We start from the raw sequence: 15,393 nt of genomic DNA on the forward strand, positions 1-15,393 counted from the left end.
CCTTCTCAACCAACCGCAATCATGCCTATCCTGTAACAGCGAAGACACCGTGAAGCCTCCGCGATCGCCTCATCGGTCCGGAAACCCTCTTCCACCTCGTCGAAGGTCCACTTCCTGACCTCGGGAGCCATCGGCCGCAGAAGATGTCTCGCACTGTCACCCAGAAGACCGACGTTCTCGTTCTTGTCGTAGACCTTGACATCGCCGAAGAACTTCACGAACTTCTCGCTCATGCGGGCCTTCGGTTTCTCGCCCTTCAAATACTCATCGATCTTCCAGGCGGCGCGCTTGCCGTTGCCGCAGGCGCGGACAAGGACGTCGGGGCCCGTTTCGCAGTCGCCGGCGGAGAACACGCCCGGCACGTTCGTCTCGAAGGTCTCCTGGTCGACCCCGAAGGTGTTCCATTTCGTTATGGTAAAGTCCTCCCTCTTTTCCAGGAAGGAGAAGTCGACGGCCTGACCGATCGCCGGTATGAGTATGTCCGTATCGATCACGAACTCGGAGCCCGGGACAGGGACCGGCCTTCTGCGCCCACTCGCGTCGGGTTCTCCCAGTTCCATGCGGATGCATTCGACGCCGACGACCTTGCCGTCCCTTTCAAGGATCCGTGTGGGGTTGCACAGGTAGTGGAACTCGACGCCCTCTTCCTCCGCTTCGTGGATCTCCACCGGGTCCGCGGGCATCTCTTTCTTCGTACGCCTGTACACCAGGTGAACGTCCGGTTTGCCGACGCGGAAGGATGACCTCACACAGTCCATGGCCACGTTGCCGCCGCCGACGACGACGACCTTCTTTCCCTCGGGATACGGGTCTTCCCCGTTGTTGATGTCGAGAAGATACTTCACGCCGGGGATGAAGCCGCGATACCCCATGTCCTCGCCCTTAACCCCCATGGGTGAAGAGCTGTGAGCACCGACACCGATGAAGACGGCATCGAAATCCTTCCGAATCTGGTCGATGGTTATGTCCTTGCCCAGGGTCACACCGTACCGCATGGTCACGCCGAAGGACTCCACAAAGGCGCCCTCGCTGCCGAGAATGACCCTCGGCAGACGATAATCGGGGATGCCCACCGCCGCCATGCCGCCCGGTTCCCCGAGCTTCTCGAAGACCGTCACGGGGTAACCCATCTGCGCGAGGTAGTAGGCGCAGGAAAGCCCGGCAGGACCGGCGCCGATGACGGCGACCTTCTTGTTCTTGTCTATCTTCGCTTCAACGTTGCGCTTCACGTTCTTTTCCAGCTCAAAGTCCGCCGCGAACCGCTTAAGGCTCTTAATGGAGATCGCCTCGTCGATGTTCGCGCGCCTGCAGTTGGACTCGCAGGGCCGGACACAGACCCTTCCCAGCGTCCCCGCAAGGCAGGTGTTCTCCCGTATCGTCACGAGGGATTCGGTGAACCGCCCTTCGCTTATCGCCTCCACGTACCTCGGGATATCGAGCTGGGTGGGGCAGACGCTCATGCAGGGGGCCGTGACGGACACCTTGTAGTCGCCCGCCTTCGCCTTGCGCCCTTCGGTTATCGACCGCTCGAACTCGGGGCCGAAGAACGAAAGGGCCTGAAGAAGGGGCACGAAACCCGTCTGGCCGATCTGGCACTTGGAGCCGTCCTTTATTCCGGCGGCGATGGCGGGGATCCTCTCAAGGTCCTCTTTCTTCCCCTGGCCATCGGCGATGCCCCTCAAAATGTCCAGAATGACCTTGCTGCCTATCCTGCAGGGCACGCACCGTCCGCAGGATTCTTTCTGGACCGCCTCGACGTACCTGACGGACATGTCGACGATATCCACGCTCTCATCACAGAGGATGATACCGTCCCATCCCATGAAGGCCTTGACGGGAAGACCCTTCTCGAACTCTCCGGGGAGCTTTACCTTGGGGGCTTCGAAAGACTCGCGGGCCTTACCCCTGTTGTCTATTATCTCACCCTGCCAGGAACTGAAGATCACGTCTGCCATAGTCAACCTTTATTTGTCTATTTCACCGAGAACTATGTCGATGCTTCCTATCGCGGCGACCACGTCGGCCACCAGCGATCCCTCGATCATCTTCGACACGGAACCGAGGTTGAGGAACGAGGGCGGACGGATCCTCACCCTGTAAGGCTTTTCCGAGCCGTCGCTGACGATGTAGAACCCGAGTTCGCCTTTTGAAGACTCTATCGACGCATATGCCTCACCCTTCGGCGGTTTGATGCCGTCGGCCATGATCTTGAAATGGCGGATGAGGGCGGCCATGTCCTTCGACACATCAGTCTTTTCCGGCGGCACGTATTCCGGCGCATCGGCCTTGATCGGCCCATCCGGGAGCTTCTGGATGGCCTGATCGACGATCCTCACGGACTGTCTCATCTCCTTGAGACGGACGAGGTACCGGTCATAGATATCGCCTGCCGTGCCGAGGGGTATCTCAAAGTCGAAATCCTCATAGCTCGTATAGGGATACGCTTTGCGGACATCGTAATTGACCCCCGACGCGCGAAGCACGGGACCCGTCACACCGTACCCTATTGCATCCTCGGCACTCAAGGGACAGACGTCTTTCAGTCGCCTCTTCCATATGACGTTCTCCGTGAGCAGTGTTTCGTACTCGTCGATCCTGCGGGGGAGATCGTCGATAAAGGCCTTCGCCTCCTTCAGGAACCCTTCCGGAAGCTCTTCCCTGAGCCCGCCGAAGCGTATGTAGTCGGGCATGAGCCTCGCGCCCGAGACCTTCTCCAGGACCTTGAGGCATGATTCCCTTTCCCGGAAGCCGTAGAAGAGAACCGTCATGGCACCCATGTCAAGGGCGTGCGTCGATACCCACAGAAGATGGGCGGCGATGCGCTGCAGTTCGCTCAGCATCACGCGAATGTACTGGGCCCGTTTCGGTATCTCTATGCCGAGCAGTTTCTCCACGGCAAGGCAGTAGGCCAGGTTGTTGGACATGCCGCTCGTGTAGTCGAGCCTGTCCGTGAGGGGCTGGCCCTGCCAGTAGGTCCTGTTCTCGAAGATCTTCTCAATACCGCGATGGAGATACCCGATGTCAGGGGTGCTTGACACGATGGTCTCGCCGTCAAGCTCGAGCACGACCCTCAGAACCCCGTGTGTGGCGGGATGCTGCGGCCCCATGTTGATCGTCATGTACTTGCTTTCAGCCATTTATGCCTTCTCCAGATCCACCACGAAGGGCTTGTCGAAATCCTTGCCTTCGAGGGGAAACTCCTTGCGCAGGGGATAGCCCTCGAAATCGTCGGGGTTGTATATCCTGCGCAGATCGGGATGGTTCGCGAAAGGCAGGCCGAACATGTCGTAGATCTCCCTTTCCAGGAAATTGGCCGCCTGCCACAGGTCGCTGGCCGTTTCGATGCCCTCGTCGCCCGTTCTCGTCTTCACCACTATCCTCGCGTTGTTCTTCGTCGAGCGAAGGATGTAGACAACCTCGAAGCGCGGCTCTTCCCCTGCGTAGTCCACCGCAAAAAGATCGACGAGCATGTCGAAGAGGAGATCACGGTCGTACCTGAGATGGTCAAGGGCCTCGTGAATGCTGTCCCTGTCGACCATCGCGCTCGGTTCGCCGGGGGGCGTCGGCACGATCTTCACGCCTGCCACCTTATCGGAGAGTATTTTCAGAAACTCGCTGTTATCGCTCATGCGCTCTTCCCGGGCAATGATATCAGAGGTCTGTCCTTGATGGACTCTTTCTGGATCTTCTTCTGAAGCTCTATGATGCCCTTCAGGAGGGCTTCCGGCCGGGGAGGACATCCGGGGATGTACACGTCCACGGGGATTATCTGGTCCACACCCTGTACGACACTGTAGGATTTGAAGATGCCGCCCGACGACGCGCAGGCCCCGTACGCGATGACCCACTTGGGATTCGGCATCTGTTCATAGATCCTGCGTACCACGGGGGCCATCTTCTTCGTCAGCGTTCCGGCCACTATCATGAGGTCCGACTGTCTCGGCGAGGGACGGAAGACCTCGGCGCCGAACCGGGCGATATCGTACTCCGCGGAGCTTGCCACCATCATCTCGAGGGCACAGCAGGCAAGGCCGAATGTGACAGGGAAGAGAGAATTCTTCCTGGACCAGTTGATGGCCCAGTCAAGCGTCGTTACAAGTACGTTCTTTTCTATTCCCATTCCAATGCACCTTTTTTCCAGATGTAGATGTACCCGATGAAGAGTATGAAAACGAAGACCAGCATCTCAATGAATCCGAAGAGCCCGAGGCGACGGGAGATGACTGCCCAGGGATAGAGAAAGATTATTTCGATGTCGAAGACGAGAAAGAGCATGGCCACGATGTAGTACCGGATGGTCATTATCCGGCGCGTCGGGCCGCTCGTCGTCATGCCGCATTCATAGGGGGCAAGTTTTGTTCTGCTTTTCGTTCTGTGCCCGAGAACATGTGAAGCTCCGATTATCACCGCCGCGATGATCCCGGCAAGGCACATCATGACAAAGATCGCTACGTACTCGAGCATGTCTCAGATCCTCTTCGAAGTATGATGCAAAAAAACTTAAAGGTGGAAAATGAAACTGTACGACCCCTTTGTTCACAATTTCACAATGGCAAACTTTACCCAATTGTGAAAGATTTGTCAATCATAAAATACCCCGTTATTCGCTTTTTCTCTGCCTGTCGAAGGGCTGCGAAAACAGGGGCTTATTGCTGTAGAACGTCCATGATATCAATTTGTTACAGATAGACCTCTCGAGGCTCACCGGATGTCGATGTAATCGTAACCTTTCATTTTCTTTATGAAGGTCTCCTTCTTTTCCGCGGGAACGTTGATCCGGTAAACGCCCCTGGGAAGGCTGTATCTTCTCAGATGAAGGTTATTGATCCTGAAGGTCCGGTAGGGAACGTCCATCGCCTTTGCCAGGATATAGGAGTGAAATTCCCGGGTCGCCTCGATGGTCACCTCCGAAAGGACAACGGGCCGGTAAAGGTCCTTGTCGTCTATCTTTATCCCGTAGCGCTCGCGGTTCGAAACGATCTCCTTCAGCGCAAGGACCCTGAAGACATATCGCTCCGTCTCTTCCGGCAGGTACATGTCGAAGAAATCCCTTGTTGCCTGATTTTCGATGACCTCACGGACGCGACCTGGGCCCGCGTTGTAGGCGGACATAGCGAGAAACCAGTCGTTGAACTCGGCATTGAGCTTCTTGAGGTGGGTAAGGGCCGAGCGCGTCGCCTTCTTCACGTTGAAGCGCTCGTCGATATGGTCGTTGACCAGGAGGCCCTCGCGTTTACCCGTTTCCTTTATGAACTGCCACATCCCGGCCGCGTTCGCCCGGGAGACGGCCCTGGGGTTGAGGTAACTCTCCGTCACGGCAAGATAGACGAGATCGGGAGGTACGCCCATCCGCTGGATCTCCTCGCTGATCATGGGAAGGTACTTGTAATAGCGCTTGATGACGACCGTCAGCAGCCCCTTGTTCTCCAGGAGCTGGAACAGCTCGCGCTCAAACCGTTCCCGAACGTCTCCCCTGTATATGGGAACCTTCTTGCCGCAAAGCGTCAGGTTGTCCGGCAGGGCGTCGAGATTGAAAATGTCGGCCTGTCTCTCAAGTCTCATAACGTCCTTTTCGAGATCGCCGACCCGTTTCTCCATCGGGGAGTTCGTCTTCTTCGGCAGGCCCTGGGCGGAAAGCACCGGTACGGCGAAAAGGCAAGCGACGGAAAAAAGGCAGACGAGGACGGAGGGGAGGGTGGCTGGATAACGTGTCTCTCTTCCGGTCTGCCCCATGATCCCTCTCTTCGGTATCACGACTCCTCCCTCACCATCTTCTTAAGGATGGAGACCCTGTTGACCATACGCTCGATGACACGCTTCATCTCCACCTGCACGGCGGCGAGATTGTCGTATTTCTTCCTGTAGACGGCCTCGATCTCAGTCTTCCAGTGATCGACGATCTCGATCTCCTTCCTGTTCATCTCGATGTCGAATCTCTTCCGGAGCTCGCGCATCATCTTCTCATTGATCTCCATAGGTCTCCCTCTCCTTCTTGTTCACGACATACCGGTATATGAGGATGAACAACACAACGAGACCGAGGACCACCGGCACTATTATGGTTTCATACTTCTTGATGTCATCGAGAAAGACAAAAACGACACTGCCGAAGAGATACCCCACAAGGCCCACGAGAATGCTCCAGCAGACGGAGTTGAGGATGCTGAACAGAAGGAACCTGCCTATCCTCATGTTCGTGCAGCCGAGGAGGATGAGGACCACGGCCCTTATGCCCACGAGGAACCGGATGATGAATATGATGAAATTCCCGTAGTGCTTGATGATCCTGTTGGCAAGGGGCACCTTGTTCCTGATGAAATCGAAGCGGTCTACGATGCTCCTTCCGAAACACCTTCCTATGGAGAAGAACGTGCAGTCTCCCGCCAGGGTCCCCGCGAAGGCATAGAACATGACCATGAGAATGTTCATGTATCCCAGCCGGGAAAAGATGCCGCCGAGAAGCACCGTCGTCTCTCCTTCAAGGAAGGTACCGACGAATATGCCTATGTAACCGTATTTTGCGATATACGCTTCCATGCCGTGAAGCGGTCAGCTCCCGCGAATGGTCCTCTGCGAGGCCTCCTCCCGGCGGGTGCGCCCTGTCCTCCTTGTGGTCCTTCATTTTATATAGATGTCATGCAATGGTCAACACAACATTTCGCGTGTCTTTCCGCAAAACGGCCAGGATCGCACCCTGACGCAGGGGCTCAGGAATCCCTGGCCCTCTGTTTTTCGACCATCTTTACAAGGATTATGCCGATCTCGTAGAAAATGTACATCGGTCCCGCAAGGAGGGAGAGGTTGTACACATCGGGGGTGGGAGTGATGAGAGCGGAGGCGACGACGATGCCCAGCAAGGCGTACCGCCGTGTACGCACGAGCATCCTCGCCTTGACGATCCCGAGCTTTCCCAGGGCGAGAAGGATCAGGGGAACTTCGAACGTGGTGCCGAAGGCGAAGACCATCGCCGTGGAAAAGAGGAGGTATCGCTCCACGGAGATCATGGCCTTGAGGGCCTCGCCCTCATAACCGGTGACAAGGAACTTGACCCCTGAGGGCAGCACGATCGTGAGACAGAAGAAGCTGCCCCCGTAAAAAAGGACTATCGCCGCGAAGACCAGGAGGTAACCATAGACACGCTTGATCCTGTAAAGGTCCTTCATCTCGTGCCAGGCAAGAAATATGATAACGGGAAGGGCAAAGAAGATGCCGGCGTAGAGAGCAAGCTGCACCGTGGCGAGAAAAACCTCCTGAATGGTGAGGTAATAGACCTTGATCCCCGTCGCCTTCACGAGAAGGAGGAGCATCTGCTTCGAATAGATGAAGCTGACGATCCCGGCGATGGCGATGAAGGCCAGCGACTTGAGAAATACTTTCCTTACCCCTGTCAGCGCGCCTATGATCTTTTCCCGTTCCATATGGATCCGCTCCGGGACGTACCCAGCGAGATAATGTACTTCAACGCGTCATCCGTTGCCATGTCGAGAAAGAGGAGCTCCTCCTCCCTCGCCATGATGATGTACCCCGATGTGGGGTTCGGCGTGGTGGGCACGAAAACGGCGCAATGCCTGATTCCCCTTATCTCCACCCTGTTCGTGACGAGTCCGATGGCGTACCTCCCCTGAAAAGGGAATTCGATAAGGACGACCTCCTTGAAGGACCTTATCTTGTCCGACGAGAAGGCCTCCATCATGTCCTTGACCGAGCCGTAGATGCTCTTCACGATGGGGATCCTCTTCACCAGCCTTTCTCCACGGGAGAAAAGGGTCTTTCCAAAGTAGTTGGAAACGAGAAGACCCGTCAGGTACGTGATGACGACAAAGATGATGCAGGCCATGCCCGTCACATACACCTCGCGCTGGAATACCTGGAAGAAGATATTCCTCAGGGCGGGGCCGATGAAGCCCTCGATGAAAGATACGACGAGATAGACGATATAGGCGGTGACGATGAGGGGAATAAGAACGAGAAGCCCGGTAATGAACTTCTTTTTCAGGTGCCTTGCCACGCTCATGGTGTCGACATACTATCGTCGGAAAGGAGGAAAGTCAATTAAAAGACCGTTTGGACCGCGTGAGCCGTTTGGACCGCGTGAGCCGTTTCAAGACAAAGAAAAAGGCAATACTTTACCTTAACTTTATATGCCGGGTTCCCTGGCCTCCAGGAACTCTTTCAATGCCTCGGCGGAGGTGAGGGGCTCGAAGCAGGTGGTGGCGATGCAGGGGATGATGACGTTTTCGCCGGGGTCGCCCCAGGTGACGCAGGTGCAAGGGTGATGGGCGAAGAGGGAGGCTTCGGCAAGTCCCGACCCTGCCCCGGCGCGGACCTCAAGCTTGACCATCCGGTAGAAGGCCTCCAGGGCGCAAAAATAATAGGCCCCATGGATCGCCATGGGGGAAGCCTCGGACGAGAAGGCCTCGAGGGCCGACCTCGCGTGATCGCGGTACCTGTCGTCACCTGATATCGCCGCGAGCTTGAGGAGCACAAGGATCGCAACCGCGTTCGCCGATGGTCTTGGTATGTCCTCGATGCCCTTGAGGCGGACCCCTATCACCTCCTCCTCGGTGTCGAAGAAGCCCGCGTCCCTGCCGTCCCGGAAACGTTCAATGCATCGGTCCATGAAAGCCTTTGCGTCGTCGAGATATTTCCTTTCACCCGTCGCCTCGTACGCGGCAATAAGAGCGTCGCAGAAGTACGCGTAGTCCTCGAGGAAGGCGTTCACGCCCTCGGAATGATAGAGCACCCCGTCCAGCACGTTCACGTCCCGGATCCTCTCAAGCGCCAGAAGCGCACGGTCGAGAACCGTTCTGTCGCCGAATGTCCTGTAGGCTTTACAGTAGGCCGATATCATCATGCCGTTGAGAGAGGTGTACAGGGCGGTATCGACAAAGGGTCTTTGCCTCTTCTCCCGCTCGGCGAGCAGCTTCTGTTTTCCTCTCTCTATGATCTCCGCCGTCGTCATGACAGTGAGACCCGTTTCGCCGGCGATGTCGTCGACGGTCCTGCGGACGGAGAGCACCACCTTCCGCGGGTCGTGGTGCACCGCGTTGCGGGCATCGAAAAGATGCGGGAACAGCACCCGGCACTCTTCATCGCCGAGTGTCCGCCTGAGGTCCTCCTCGGTCCACGTGAAGTATCCCCCTTCATCGTCAGGCGTCACGTCGGCGTCCATGCTTGCGTAGAAGCCGCCCCGGGGGTCCGAGAGCTCCTTATCGACAAAGGCGATGATGCCCCGGGCCGTTTCCTTGAGGTATGGGTCACCGAAGAGCCTGAAGGCGTCGCAATAGTTCCTGAGAAGCCAGGCATTGTCGTCGGTCATCTTCTCGAAATGAGGCACAGCCCAACCGCTGTCCGTCGAATAACGGTGAAAACCGCCGCCTATCTGGTCGTGAAAACCGCCTTCCGCCATGGCCGAAAGCGTCTTCTTCAGCATGAGGGCGAGGCCTTCGTCACCGGAGAAAAAAAACCTGCCCAGCAGGAATTCAATCGCACCGGGCATGGCGAATTTCGGGGCGCTTCCGAAGCCTCCGTTGGCCTTGTCGAAGGCAGCTAGCATCCGTTCCGCCGCCTCATCGACAAGCGCGAGCGAGAGAGGCCCCGCCGCTTTCCTCTCTCTCCTGATGGCGTCGAAGAGGATCCCTCCCTGCTCCTCGATCTCGTCCCTCTTCTCCTTGTAGTAACGGCTGATCGCGAGGAGAACCGTCCCGAAGGCGGGCATTCCGTAACGCTCGGTGGGCGGGAAGTAGGTCCCCCCGAAAAAAGGTTTCTTGTCGGGGGTCAGAAAAACGCTGAGAGGCCATCCTCCGCCCTGTCCCATGGCGGCCACCGCCTGCTGGTAACGGCGGTCGACGTCTGGCCGCTCGTCGCGATCGAGCTTGATGGCGATGTAGTGTTCGTTAAGGATCGCCGCCACAGTGTCATCTTCGAAGCTCTCCTTCGCCATGACGTGGCACCAGTGACACCAGATGGCCCCGGAGCTCAGAAAGACGGGTTTGTCTTCCCTCGCCGCCCTGTCAAAAGCCTCCTGCGACCAGGGGTGCCAGTCGATCCTCTGATGCGCTGCATGCCTGAGATACGCCGACCTTTCACGGGCAAGTCTGTTCATGTGTCCTCCATCAACCAGGAGCCGCGGATGCGTCATCGAATATGAGCACGAAAGGACGCAATGTCAATGACGAAGCGCCGGGCGTCATTGTTCCCTTGCCACCCGTTCTCGATCAGGGCATAATGGACAGGAGAAACAACACGACAGGGAGTGTGATCATGGGACAGGGCAAAGATCTTCGGGTGTGTTTCGCGCTTGCCTTTGCGGCGCTCATATTTGTTTCCGTGAGAGGTGAGGCCATGGACCTTATCTTCAAGGACACGCAGTATTCCTTCCAGACCTTGAGGGCGATAGCCGCGACGGCCGGCGGGGCCGCCGATATCGGTGAATGCCTCAAGACAGCGTACCGCATCACGGAAGGAGATGATGAAAGCTGGTACCGCGAGTGGCGTGCCACAGCCGATGAGCGCAGGAAGGCCGCCGACGGTTTCGCGGCACAGGGCAGGGAGATGAGCGCTCATCAGGAATACCTGAAGGCGGCCAATTATTACAGGACGGCCGAGTTCTTTCTCCACAGGAACCCCGAAGACCCCCGCATACTTGCCACCTGGCGCGAAGGACGCGAGAGCTTTATCAGGGCGGCACGGCTTTCCCGAGCGCCGATAGTCCCCGTGGAGATCCCTTTCGAGGGCACGACCCTTCCCGCGTATCGCTGTCTCGTGGATGACCGGAAGGTGAAGCGGCCGCTTCTCATCATCCAGACAGGTTTCGACGGAACCGCGGAGGAGCTCTATTATACCGTGGCCGTCTTCGCCCTCGCGAGAGGATACAACTGCCTGCTGTTCGAGGGGCCGGGTCAGGGACGCGTCATCCGTGAACAGAAGATACCATTCCGCCCGAACTGGGAGACCGTGATCACACCTGTCGTTGATTTCGCCCTGGGACAGGAGGAAACGGACCCCCGGCGCATCGCGATAATGGGGATCAGCTTCGGGGGGTATTTCGTGCCGCGGGCCATGGCCTTCGAGAAAAGGATCCCCTTCTGCATAGTGAACGGCGGCGTCTACGACTTTCACAAGACTGCCCGCCTCACCCCCGAGCTGGAGAAGATGCTCGACTCGGCGGAGGGCTCCGGGGCCATCGACAGGGAGGTTTACGAGAGGATGGAAAAGAGTCCTTCCCTCCGATGGGCGGTCGGCAACGGCATGTTCACCTTCCACGCGAAGACGCCGTCGGAGTGGTTCAGGATGACACGGGCCTACACGCTTGAAGGGGTGACGGACAGGATCACCTGCACGATGCTCGTCGTCGACTCCGAGGATGACAGGGACATGCCGGGCCAGTCACGAATGCTGTACAACGCGCTCAGGTCTCCCCGGGATTACATGCTCTTCACCAGGGAAGAAGGGGCGGAGGAACACTGCCAGGTGGGCGCCTCCCGTATATCGAACGCGCGCATCCTCGACTGGCTGGACAACGCAATGAAAGCAAAACCGATGATGGAGGGAAGCGGGAAATGAAGGCTCAATGAACAACTGCACCGTATCCTGCCGGATGGGAGCTTTGACGCTTTTCGTTCGACTGTCGATCTTCGGCCAATTCGCTCTTGTCTGGTTATTGGGATTTGATCATTGGTTATTCTTTTCCCTGTACGAACACAGCGGCTCTTCCTGGAGGTAATCTCCCGTCTCCTCGTAGGCGCGGGCGCGGCAGCCGCCGCAGATGCGGACATAGCGGCAGGTCGAGCATTTTCCACGATATAACGTGAGATCGCGCAGGCGCCGGAACACCTCGGAGCCCTCCCAGACAGTCCTCACACCGTCCCTTCGCACATCGCCCGAATCGATCTCAAGGTAACCGCAGGGCTGGGCGATGCCTCGGTGAGAGATGAACATGAAGCTCTTCCCGGCAAGGCACCCCGCGCTTTTCGGCGTCTCCCCATCTTCCTTCACGATGCGGTAATAGTGCGGGGCGCAGGTCACCTTCATCTCCAGTTCGCCCCTCTTTTCAATTGCCCGAAGCCGGTGGAGCACCTCCTCATAGGCCTCGGCGGAGAGCTCCTTTCCCTTGAGACCCGTTCCCCTGCCGACAGGCACGAGGAGAAAAACGTGCCAGGCGACAGCCCCGAGGGACCTGACCAACGCATAGATATCGTCGAGGTCATCGACATTGAGCCTCGTTACCGTGGTATTTATCTGGAAAGGCAGACCCGTCAGCTTGAGCATCCCTGCCGCCCCGGTCACGGCCCGGAAGGACCCGTCGACACCACGAAACTTGTCGTGACCGGTTTCGTCCCTTGCGTCGATGCTGAGGCTCACCCTCTTTATACCCGAGGCCTCGAGCCTTTTCGCCGCCCCTTCGTCGACAAGGGTACCGTTCACGGCGATGACCATTCTCAATCCCCTGTCATTGCCATATTCGATGATGTCGAAGATATCGGGCCTCATCAGCGGTTCCCCGCCGGTCAGGATGACCGTCGGCTCCGAGAAGGACAGGATACCATCGATAATGGCCCTGCATTCTTCCGTCGAGAGCTCGCCCTCGTAAGGGCCCGATGCCGCTGACGCGCGGCAGTGCATGCAGGAAAGGTTGCAGTTGCGGGTCAGCTCCCAGGCGACCATCCTCAAAGGGTATGTTCTTTCGCCCATGTACCGATCTCTTTCGCAAAGTAGGTAATGATGATGTCCGCGCCGGCGCGCCGGATGCTTGTCGTGGATTCGATGACCGCCCGCTTCAGATCGAAGGATCCCTTCGCGGCCGCGAACCTGATCATTGAATACTCGCCGCTCACGCTGTACGCCGCGAGAGGTATGTTGAACCTTTCTCTCGCCTGGCTCAAGACGTCGAGGTAAAAGAGCGCCGGCTTCACCATGATTATGTCCGCCCCCTCCTCGATATCGAGAGCGATCTCCCGCATGGCCTCGCGGCTGTTGGGCGGGTCCATCTGGTAGGACCTGCGGTCACCGAACTGTGGGGCCGATTCGGCCGCCTCCCGGAAGGGGCCGTAGAGACAGGACGCATACTTCGCGGCGTAGCTCATGACGGGCACATTGTAGTCTCCGTGAAGGTCGAGCATCTCCCTGATGGCCCGCACCCTGCCGTCCATCATGTCCGAGGGCGCAACAATGTCGGCGCCGGCCATGACGTGGCTGAGCGCGCTCTTTGCGAGGAGCTTCAGGGTCTCGTCGTTGTCGACGTAGCCGTCCTTCACGATACCACAGTGGCCGTGGCTCGTGTACTCGCACATGCAGACGTCGGTGATGATGAGAATGTCGTCGCCGAAGCGGCCCTTGATGGCCCGCACCGCCTGTTGGACGATACCGTTCCTGTCGTAAGCGCCGCTCCCCGTTTCATCCTTCTTCTCCGGTATGCCGAAGACGAGGACGGCAGGCACACCGGCATCAAGGGTCTTCTCCACCTCGCTGAGGACACCGTCGACGGAGAACTGGCTGATCCCGGGCATGGCATCGATGGGAACCTCTCGTTCACTCATCTCCTTCACGAACACGGGGTAGACGAGGCAGTCGCCTGAGAGCGTGGTTTCACGGACCATGCTCCTCAGTTTCTCGTTCTTTCTCATTCTCCTCGGCCGATACGTCGGATAACGCATGACACCTCCTTAACAGATAATCACCAATGACCAAATTCCAATAACCAGGGAAAGAAAAGCCACCAAGGGACCAGACACCAATAACCACGAACTGATAATGACAAATTTACCAGATTCCGATTTACCAGACAACAGTCGCGTCAATGGTCGACCGGCCTGACGGTGATCTGCGTCTTGCCTGGTCATTGATTATTGGTCAATTGGTTATTGTCTGGTTACTGGAATGTGATCATTGATCATTATCGTTTTATTTCTTCATCCGTCAGGTAGCACTGCGGGTCTTCGGACCAGAGGTTGCCCGTTGCCGCCTCCGCGCGGACGCGGAAGTTGCCGGCACAGACATCGAGCCATCTGCATGTCGCACAGCGGCCGCCCACGTACTTCTTCTTTTCCTTGAGCTTTGCCATGACCGGGTCCGTGAGATCCGTCCAGATAGCGCTGAAAGGCCGCTCACGAACGTTGCCGAAACTGTAGTGCCTCCAGAACTGGTCTGCGTGTACATTCCCCTTTTCGTCGACGCAGGCAATACCGAGGCCCGAAGAGTTCCCCTCGTTCATCCTGAGCAGCTCCAGCACCTCAGCCGCCCGGACCGGGTCCTCCTTAAGAAGCCTCAGGTAGACGTAAGGGCCATCTGCGTGATTGTCGACGGTGAGGACCTCCGGCGATCCCCCCTTATCGAAGAGCGCCTTCGTCCTGTCCATGATGAGGTCAACAACGCGGCGCGTCTCATCGTGGCGAAGGTCCTCTTCCATGAGCTTCGATCCTCGCCCGGCATAGACAAGATGGTAGAAGCAAACGCGCTGTATGCTCTCTTCCTCTATGAGGTCGAAGATCTTCGGGACCTCGTCGATATTCCTCTTATTTATGGTGAACCTGAGGCCCACCTTTATACCCGCGTCCCTCGCGTTCCTGATCCCGTCCATGGCACGCGCGAAGGCCCCCTCGACACCACGGAAAGCATCGTTTATCTCGCTCATGCCATCGAGGCTGACACCGATGTAGGACAGCGAGCACCGGGCGAACACCCGCGCCTTTTCCTTCGTGATGAGGGTACCGTTCGTCGATATGACGGCCCTGACGCCCTTTTTCACCGCGTGGTCGATAAGCTCCGGAAGGTCCTCCCTCAACACCGGCTCCCCTCCGGAGAAGAGGATGACGGGCACACGGAAACGAGCCAGGTCATCGATGAGCGCTTTGCCCTCCTGTGTCGACAACTCGTCTCCCCTGTAATCTTCGCCCTCGGCGAAGGCATAACAGTGAACGCACCTGAGATTGCAGCGCTTCGTCGTGTTCCAGACCACGACGGGCCTCTTGTCCTTTGAGAACTGCAGAAGGTGCGAGGGCAGAAGCGACGAATCCCTGCCGTACCTCAGGGGGTCGGAGGCCTCCACGGCCCCGCAGTAGAGTTTGGATATGCCGATCATGGTGCCCTTATTGTGAGCCGAAACGTGAAAAAAGTCAACGCCCTTGTCCCGCACGACAAAGAGCCCAACTTATTGAAAAGCGGCTTTTTCTGTGATATGCTGGTGGCTGATCGGGGCGTGGCGCAGTATGGTTCAGCGCGCTTGCCTTGGGCGCAAGAGGCCGCTGGTTCAAATCCAGTCGCCCCGACCAGAAAACTGGCTTGAACCGCTTGAACCGCTTGAACCGCTTGAACGTCCGAGGCGAATGGAAGCTTCTCACGCGGTATTCGTTTATATCCCGCGATTCTTTCCTTTTTCTTACCCTCAAACGCTCA

General features: G+C 57.5%; 15 protein-coding genes and 1 tRNA gene. 2 read left to right on the top strand and 14 right to left on the bottom strand.

The features are described from left to right. Positions 1 to 5: 5 nt before the first annotated feature. The 11 genes from GXX82_12315 to GXX82_12365 form a co-directional block, all read right to left on the bottom strand. The gene (locus GXX82_12315) at positions 6 to 1,955 is read right to left on the bottom strand and encodes an FAD-dependent oxidoreductase (protein ID NLT23823.1); all 1,950 of its coding nucleotides are present in this window, start codon (positions 1,953 to 1,955) and stop codon (positions 6 to 8) included. 9 nt (positions 1,956 to 1,964) lie between these two features. Then, positions 1,965 to 3,137 (bottom strand): NADH dehydrogenase (quinone) subunit D, encoded by a 1,173-nt coding sequence (gene nuoD, locus GXX82_12320; GenBank protein ID NLT23824.1) that lies wholly within the window; start codon positions 3,135 to 3,137, stop codon positions 1,965 to 1,967. Further along, a complete protein-coding gene (locus tag GXX82_12325; protein ID NLT23825.1) occupies positions 3,138 to 3,629 on the bottom strand; it encodes an NADH-quinone oxidoreductase subunit C in 492 nt (163 codons plus the stop codon). Further along, positions 3,626 to 4,120 (bottom strand): NADH-quinone oxidoreductase subunit B, encoded by a 495-nt coding sequence (locus GXX82_12330; GenBank protein ID NLT23826.1) that lies wholly within the window; start codon positions 4,118 to 4,120, stop codon positions 3,626 to 3,628. The genes GXX82_12325 and GXX82_12330 overlap by 4 nt, the downstream gene beginning before the upstream one ends. Beyond that, positions 4,111 to 4,464, bottom strand: a complete 354-nt coding sequence (locus tag GXX82_12335) for an NADH-quinone oxidoreductase subunit A (protein ID NLT23827.1) — start codon at positions 4,462 to 4,464, stop codon at positions 4,111 to 4,113. Before GXX82_12335 ends, GXX82_12330 begins: the two co-directional genes overlap by 10 nt. A gap of 237 nt (positions 4,465 to 4,701) precedes the next feature. Further along, entirely contained in the window at positions 4,702 to 5,754 is a 1,053-nt protein-coding gene (locus GXX82_12340; protein NLT23828.1) for a lytic transglycosylase domain-containing protein, read from the bottom strand. Next, the gene (locus GXX82_12345; GenBank protein ID NLT23829.1) at positions 5,751 to 5,975 is read right to left on the bottom strand and encodes a hypothetical protein; all 225 of its coding nucleotides are present in this window, start codon (positions 5,973 to 5,975) and stop codon (positions 5,751 to 5,753) included. Before GXX82_12345 ends, GXX82_12340 begins: the two co-directional genes overlap by 4 nt. Beyond that, on the bottom strand, positions 5,962 to 6,537 hold the full coding sequence (locus GXX82_12350) for a DedA family protein (GenBank protein NLT23830.1): 576 nt from the start codon (positions 6,535 to 6,537) through the stop codon (positions 5,962 to 5,964). Before GXX82_12350 ends, GXX82_12345 begins: the two co-directional genes overlap by 14 nt. A 170-nt stretch (positions 6,538 to 6,707) precedes the next feature. Continuing rightward, positions 6,708 to 7,418, bottom strand: coding sequence for a preprotein translocase subunit TatC (locus GXX82_12355; protein ID NLT23831.1), 711 nt, complete (start codon positions 7,416 to 7,418; stop codon positions 6,708 to 6,710). Next, positions 7,397 to 8,014: a DUF502 domain-containing protein gene (locus GXX82_12360; protein ID NLT23832.1), complete on the bottom strand. Its 618-nt coding sequence runs from the start codon at positions 8,012 to 8,014 to the stop codon at positions 7,397 to 7,399. The genes GXX82_12355 and GXX82_12360 overlap by 22 nt, the downstream gene beginning before the upstream one ends. Positions 8,015 to 8,137: 123 nt before the next feature. Beyond that, complete coding sequence (locus GXX82_12365; GenBank protein NLT23833.1) at positions 8,138 to 10,105, bottom strand: thioredoxin domain-containing protein; 1,968 nt, start codon at positions 10,103 to 10,105, stop codon at positions 8,138 to 8,140. Between the two features lie 239 nt (positions 10,106 to 10,344). Here GXX82_12365 and GXX82_12370 point away from each other — a divergent pair, with 239 nt between their 5' ends. Beyond that, positions 10,345 to 11,565, top strand: a complete 1,221-nt coding sequence (locus GXX82_12370) for a prolyl oligopeptidase family serine peptidase (GenBank protein NLT23834.1) — start codon at positions 10,345 to 10,347, stop codon at positions 11,563 to 11,565. A gap of 108 nt (positions 11,566 to 11,673) precedes the next feature. Here GXX82_12370 and GXX82_12375 read toward each other — a convergent pair whose 3' ends face one another. From GXX82_12375 to ahbC, 3 genes are all read right to left on the bottom strand, one after another. Then, complete coding sequence (locus GXX82_12375) at positions 11,674 to 12,693, bottom strand: radical SAM protein (protein ID NLT23835.1); 1,020 nt, start codon at positions 12,691 to 12,693, stop codon at positions 11,674 to 11,676. Continuing rightward, positions 12,669 to 13,655, bottom strand: coding sequence for a porphobilinogen synthase (gene hemB / locus GXX82_12380; GenBank protein NLT23836.1), 987 nt, complete (start codon positions 13,653 to 13,655; stop codon positions 12,669 to 12,671). The genes GXX82_12375 and hemB overlap by 25 nt, the downstream gene beginning before the upstream one ends. Positions 13,656 to 13,894: 239 nt before the next feature. After that, positions 13,895 to 15,079 (bottom strand): 12,18-didecarboxysiroheme deacetylase, encoded by a 1,185-nt coding sequence (ahbC, locus tag GXX82_12385; protein NLT23837.1) that lies wholly within the window; start codon positions 15,077 to 15,079, stop codon positions 13,895 to 13,897. 111 nt (positions 15,080 to 15,190) lie between these two features. Here ahbC and GXX82_12390 point away from each other — a divergent pair. After that, positions 15,191 to 15,269, top strand: a tRNA-Pro gene (locus GXX82_12390). Positions 15,270 to 15,393: the final 124 nt, after the last annotated feature.

It is taken from the genome of Syntrophorhabdus sp. (assembly GCA_012719415.1).
Classification (GTDB): domain Bacteria; phylum Desulfobacterota; class Syntrophorhabdia; order Syntrophorhabdales; family Syntrophorhabdaceae; genus Delta-02.

Excerpts from the sequence above, each read along its gene's own strand:
- GXX82_12350 (NLT23830.1), bottom strand. The coding sequence starts at position 6,537 with ATGGAAGCGTATATCGCAAAATACGGTTACATAGGCATATTCGTCGGT.
- GXX82_12370 (NLT23834.1), top strand. The coding sequence starts at position 10,345 with ATGGACCTTATCTTCAAGGACACGCAGTATTCCTTCCAGACCTTGAGG.
- GXX82_12355 (NLT23831.1), bottom strand. The coding sequence starts at position 7,418 with ATGGAACGGGAAAAGATCATAGGCGCGCTGACAGGGGTAAGGAAAGTA.
- ahbC (NLT23837.1), bottom strand. The coding sequence starts at position 15,079 with ATGATCGGCATATCCAAACTCTACTGCGGGGCCGTGGAGGCCTCCGAC.
- GXX82_12360 (NLT23832.1), bottom strand. The coding sequence starts at position 8,014 with ATGAGCGTGGCAAGGCACCTGAAAAAGAAGTTCATTACCGGGCTTCTC.
- hemB (NLT23836.1), bottom strand. The coding sequence starts at position 13,655 with ATGCGTTATCCGACGTATCGGCCGAGGAGAATGAGAAAGAACGAGAAA.
- GXX82_12375 (NLT23835.1), bottom strand. The coding sequence starts at position 12,693 with ATGGGCGAAAGAACATACCCTTTGAGGATGGTCGCCTGGGAGCTGACC.
- GXX82_12365 (NLT23833.1), bottom strand. The coding sequence starts at position 10,105 with ATGAACAGACTTGCCCGTGAAAGGTCGGCGTATCTCAGGCATGCAGCG.
- GXX82_12335 (NLT23827.1), bottom strand. The coding sequence starts at position 4,464 with ATGCTCGAGTACGTAGCGATCTTTGTCATGATGTGCCTTGCCGGGATC.
- GXX82_12345 (NLT23829.1), bottom strand. The coding sequence starts at position 5,975 with ATGGAGATCAATGAGAAGATGATGCGCGAGCTCCGGAAGAGATTCGAC.
- nuoD (NLT23824.1), bottom strand. The coding sequence starts at position 3,137 with ATGGCTGAAAGCAAGTACATGACGATCAACATGGGGCCGCAGCATCCC.
- GXX82_12315 (NLT23823.1), bottom strand. The coding sequence starts at position 1,955 with ATGGCAGACGTGATCTTCAGTTCCTGGCAGGGTGAGATAATAGACAAC.
- GXX82_12330 (NLT23826.1), bottom strand. The coding sequence starts at position 4,120 with ATGGGAATAGAAAAGAACGTACTTGTAACGACGCTTGACTGGGCCATC.
- GXX82_12325 (NLT23825.1), bottom strand. The coding sequence starts at position 3,629 with ATGAGCGATAACAGCGAGTTTCTGAAAATACTCTCCGATAAGGTGGCA.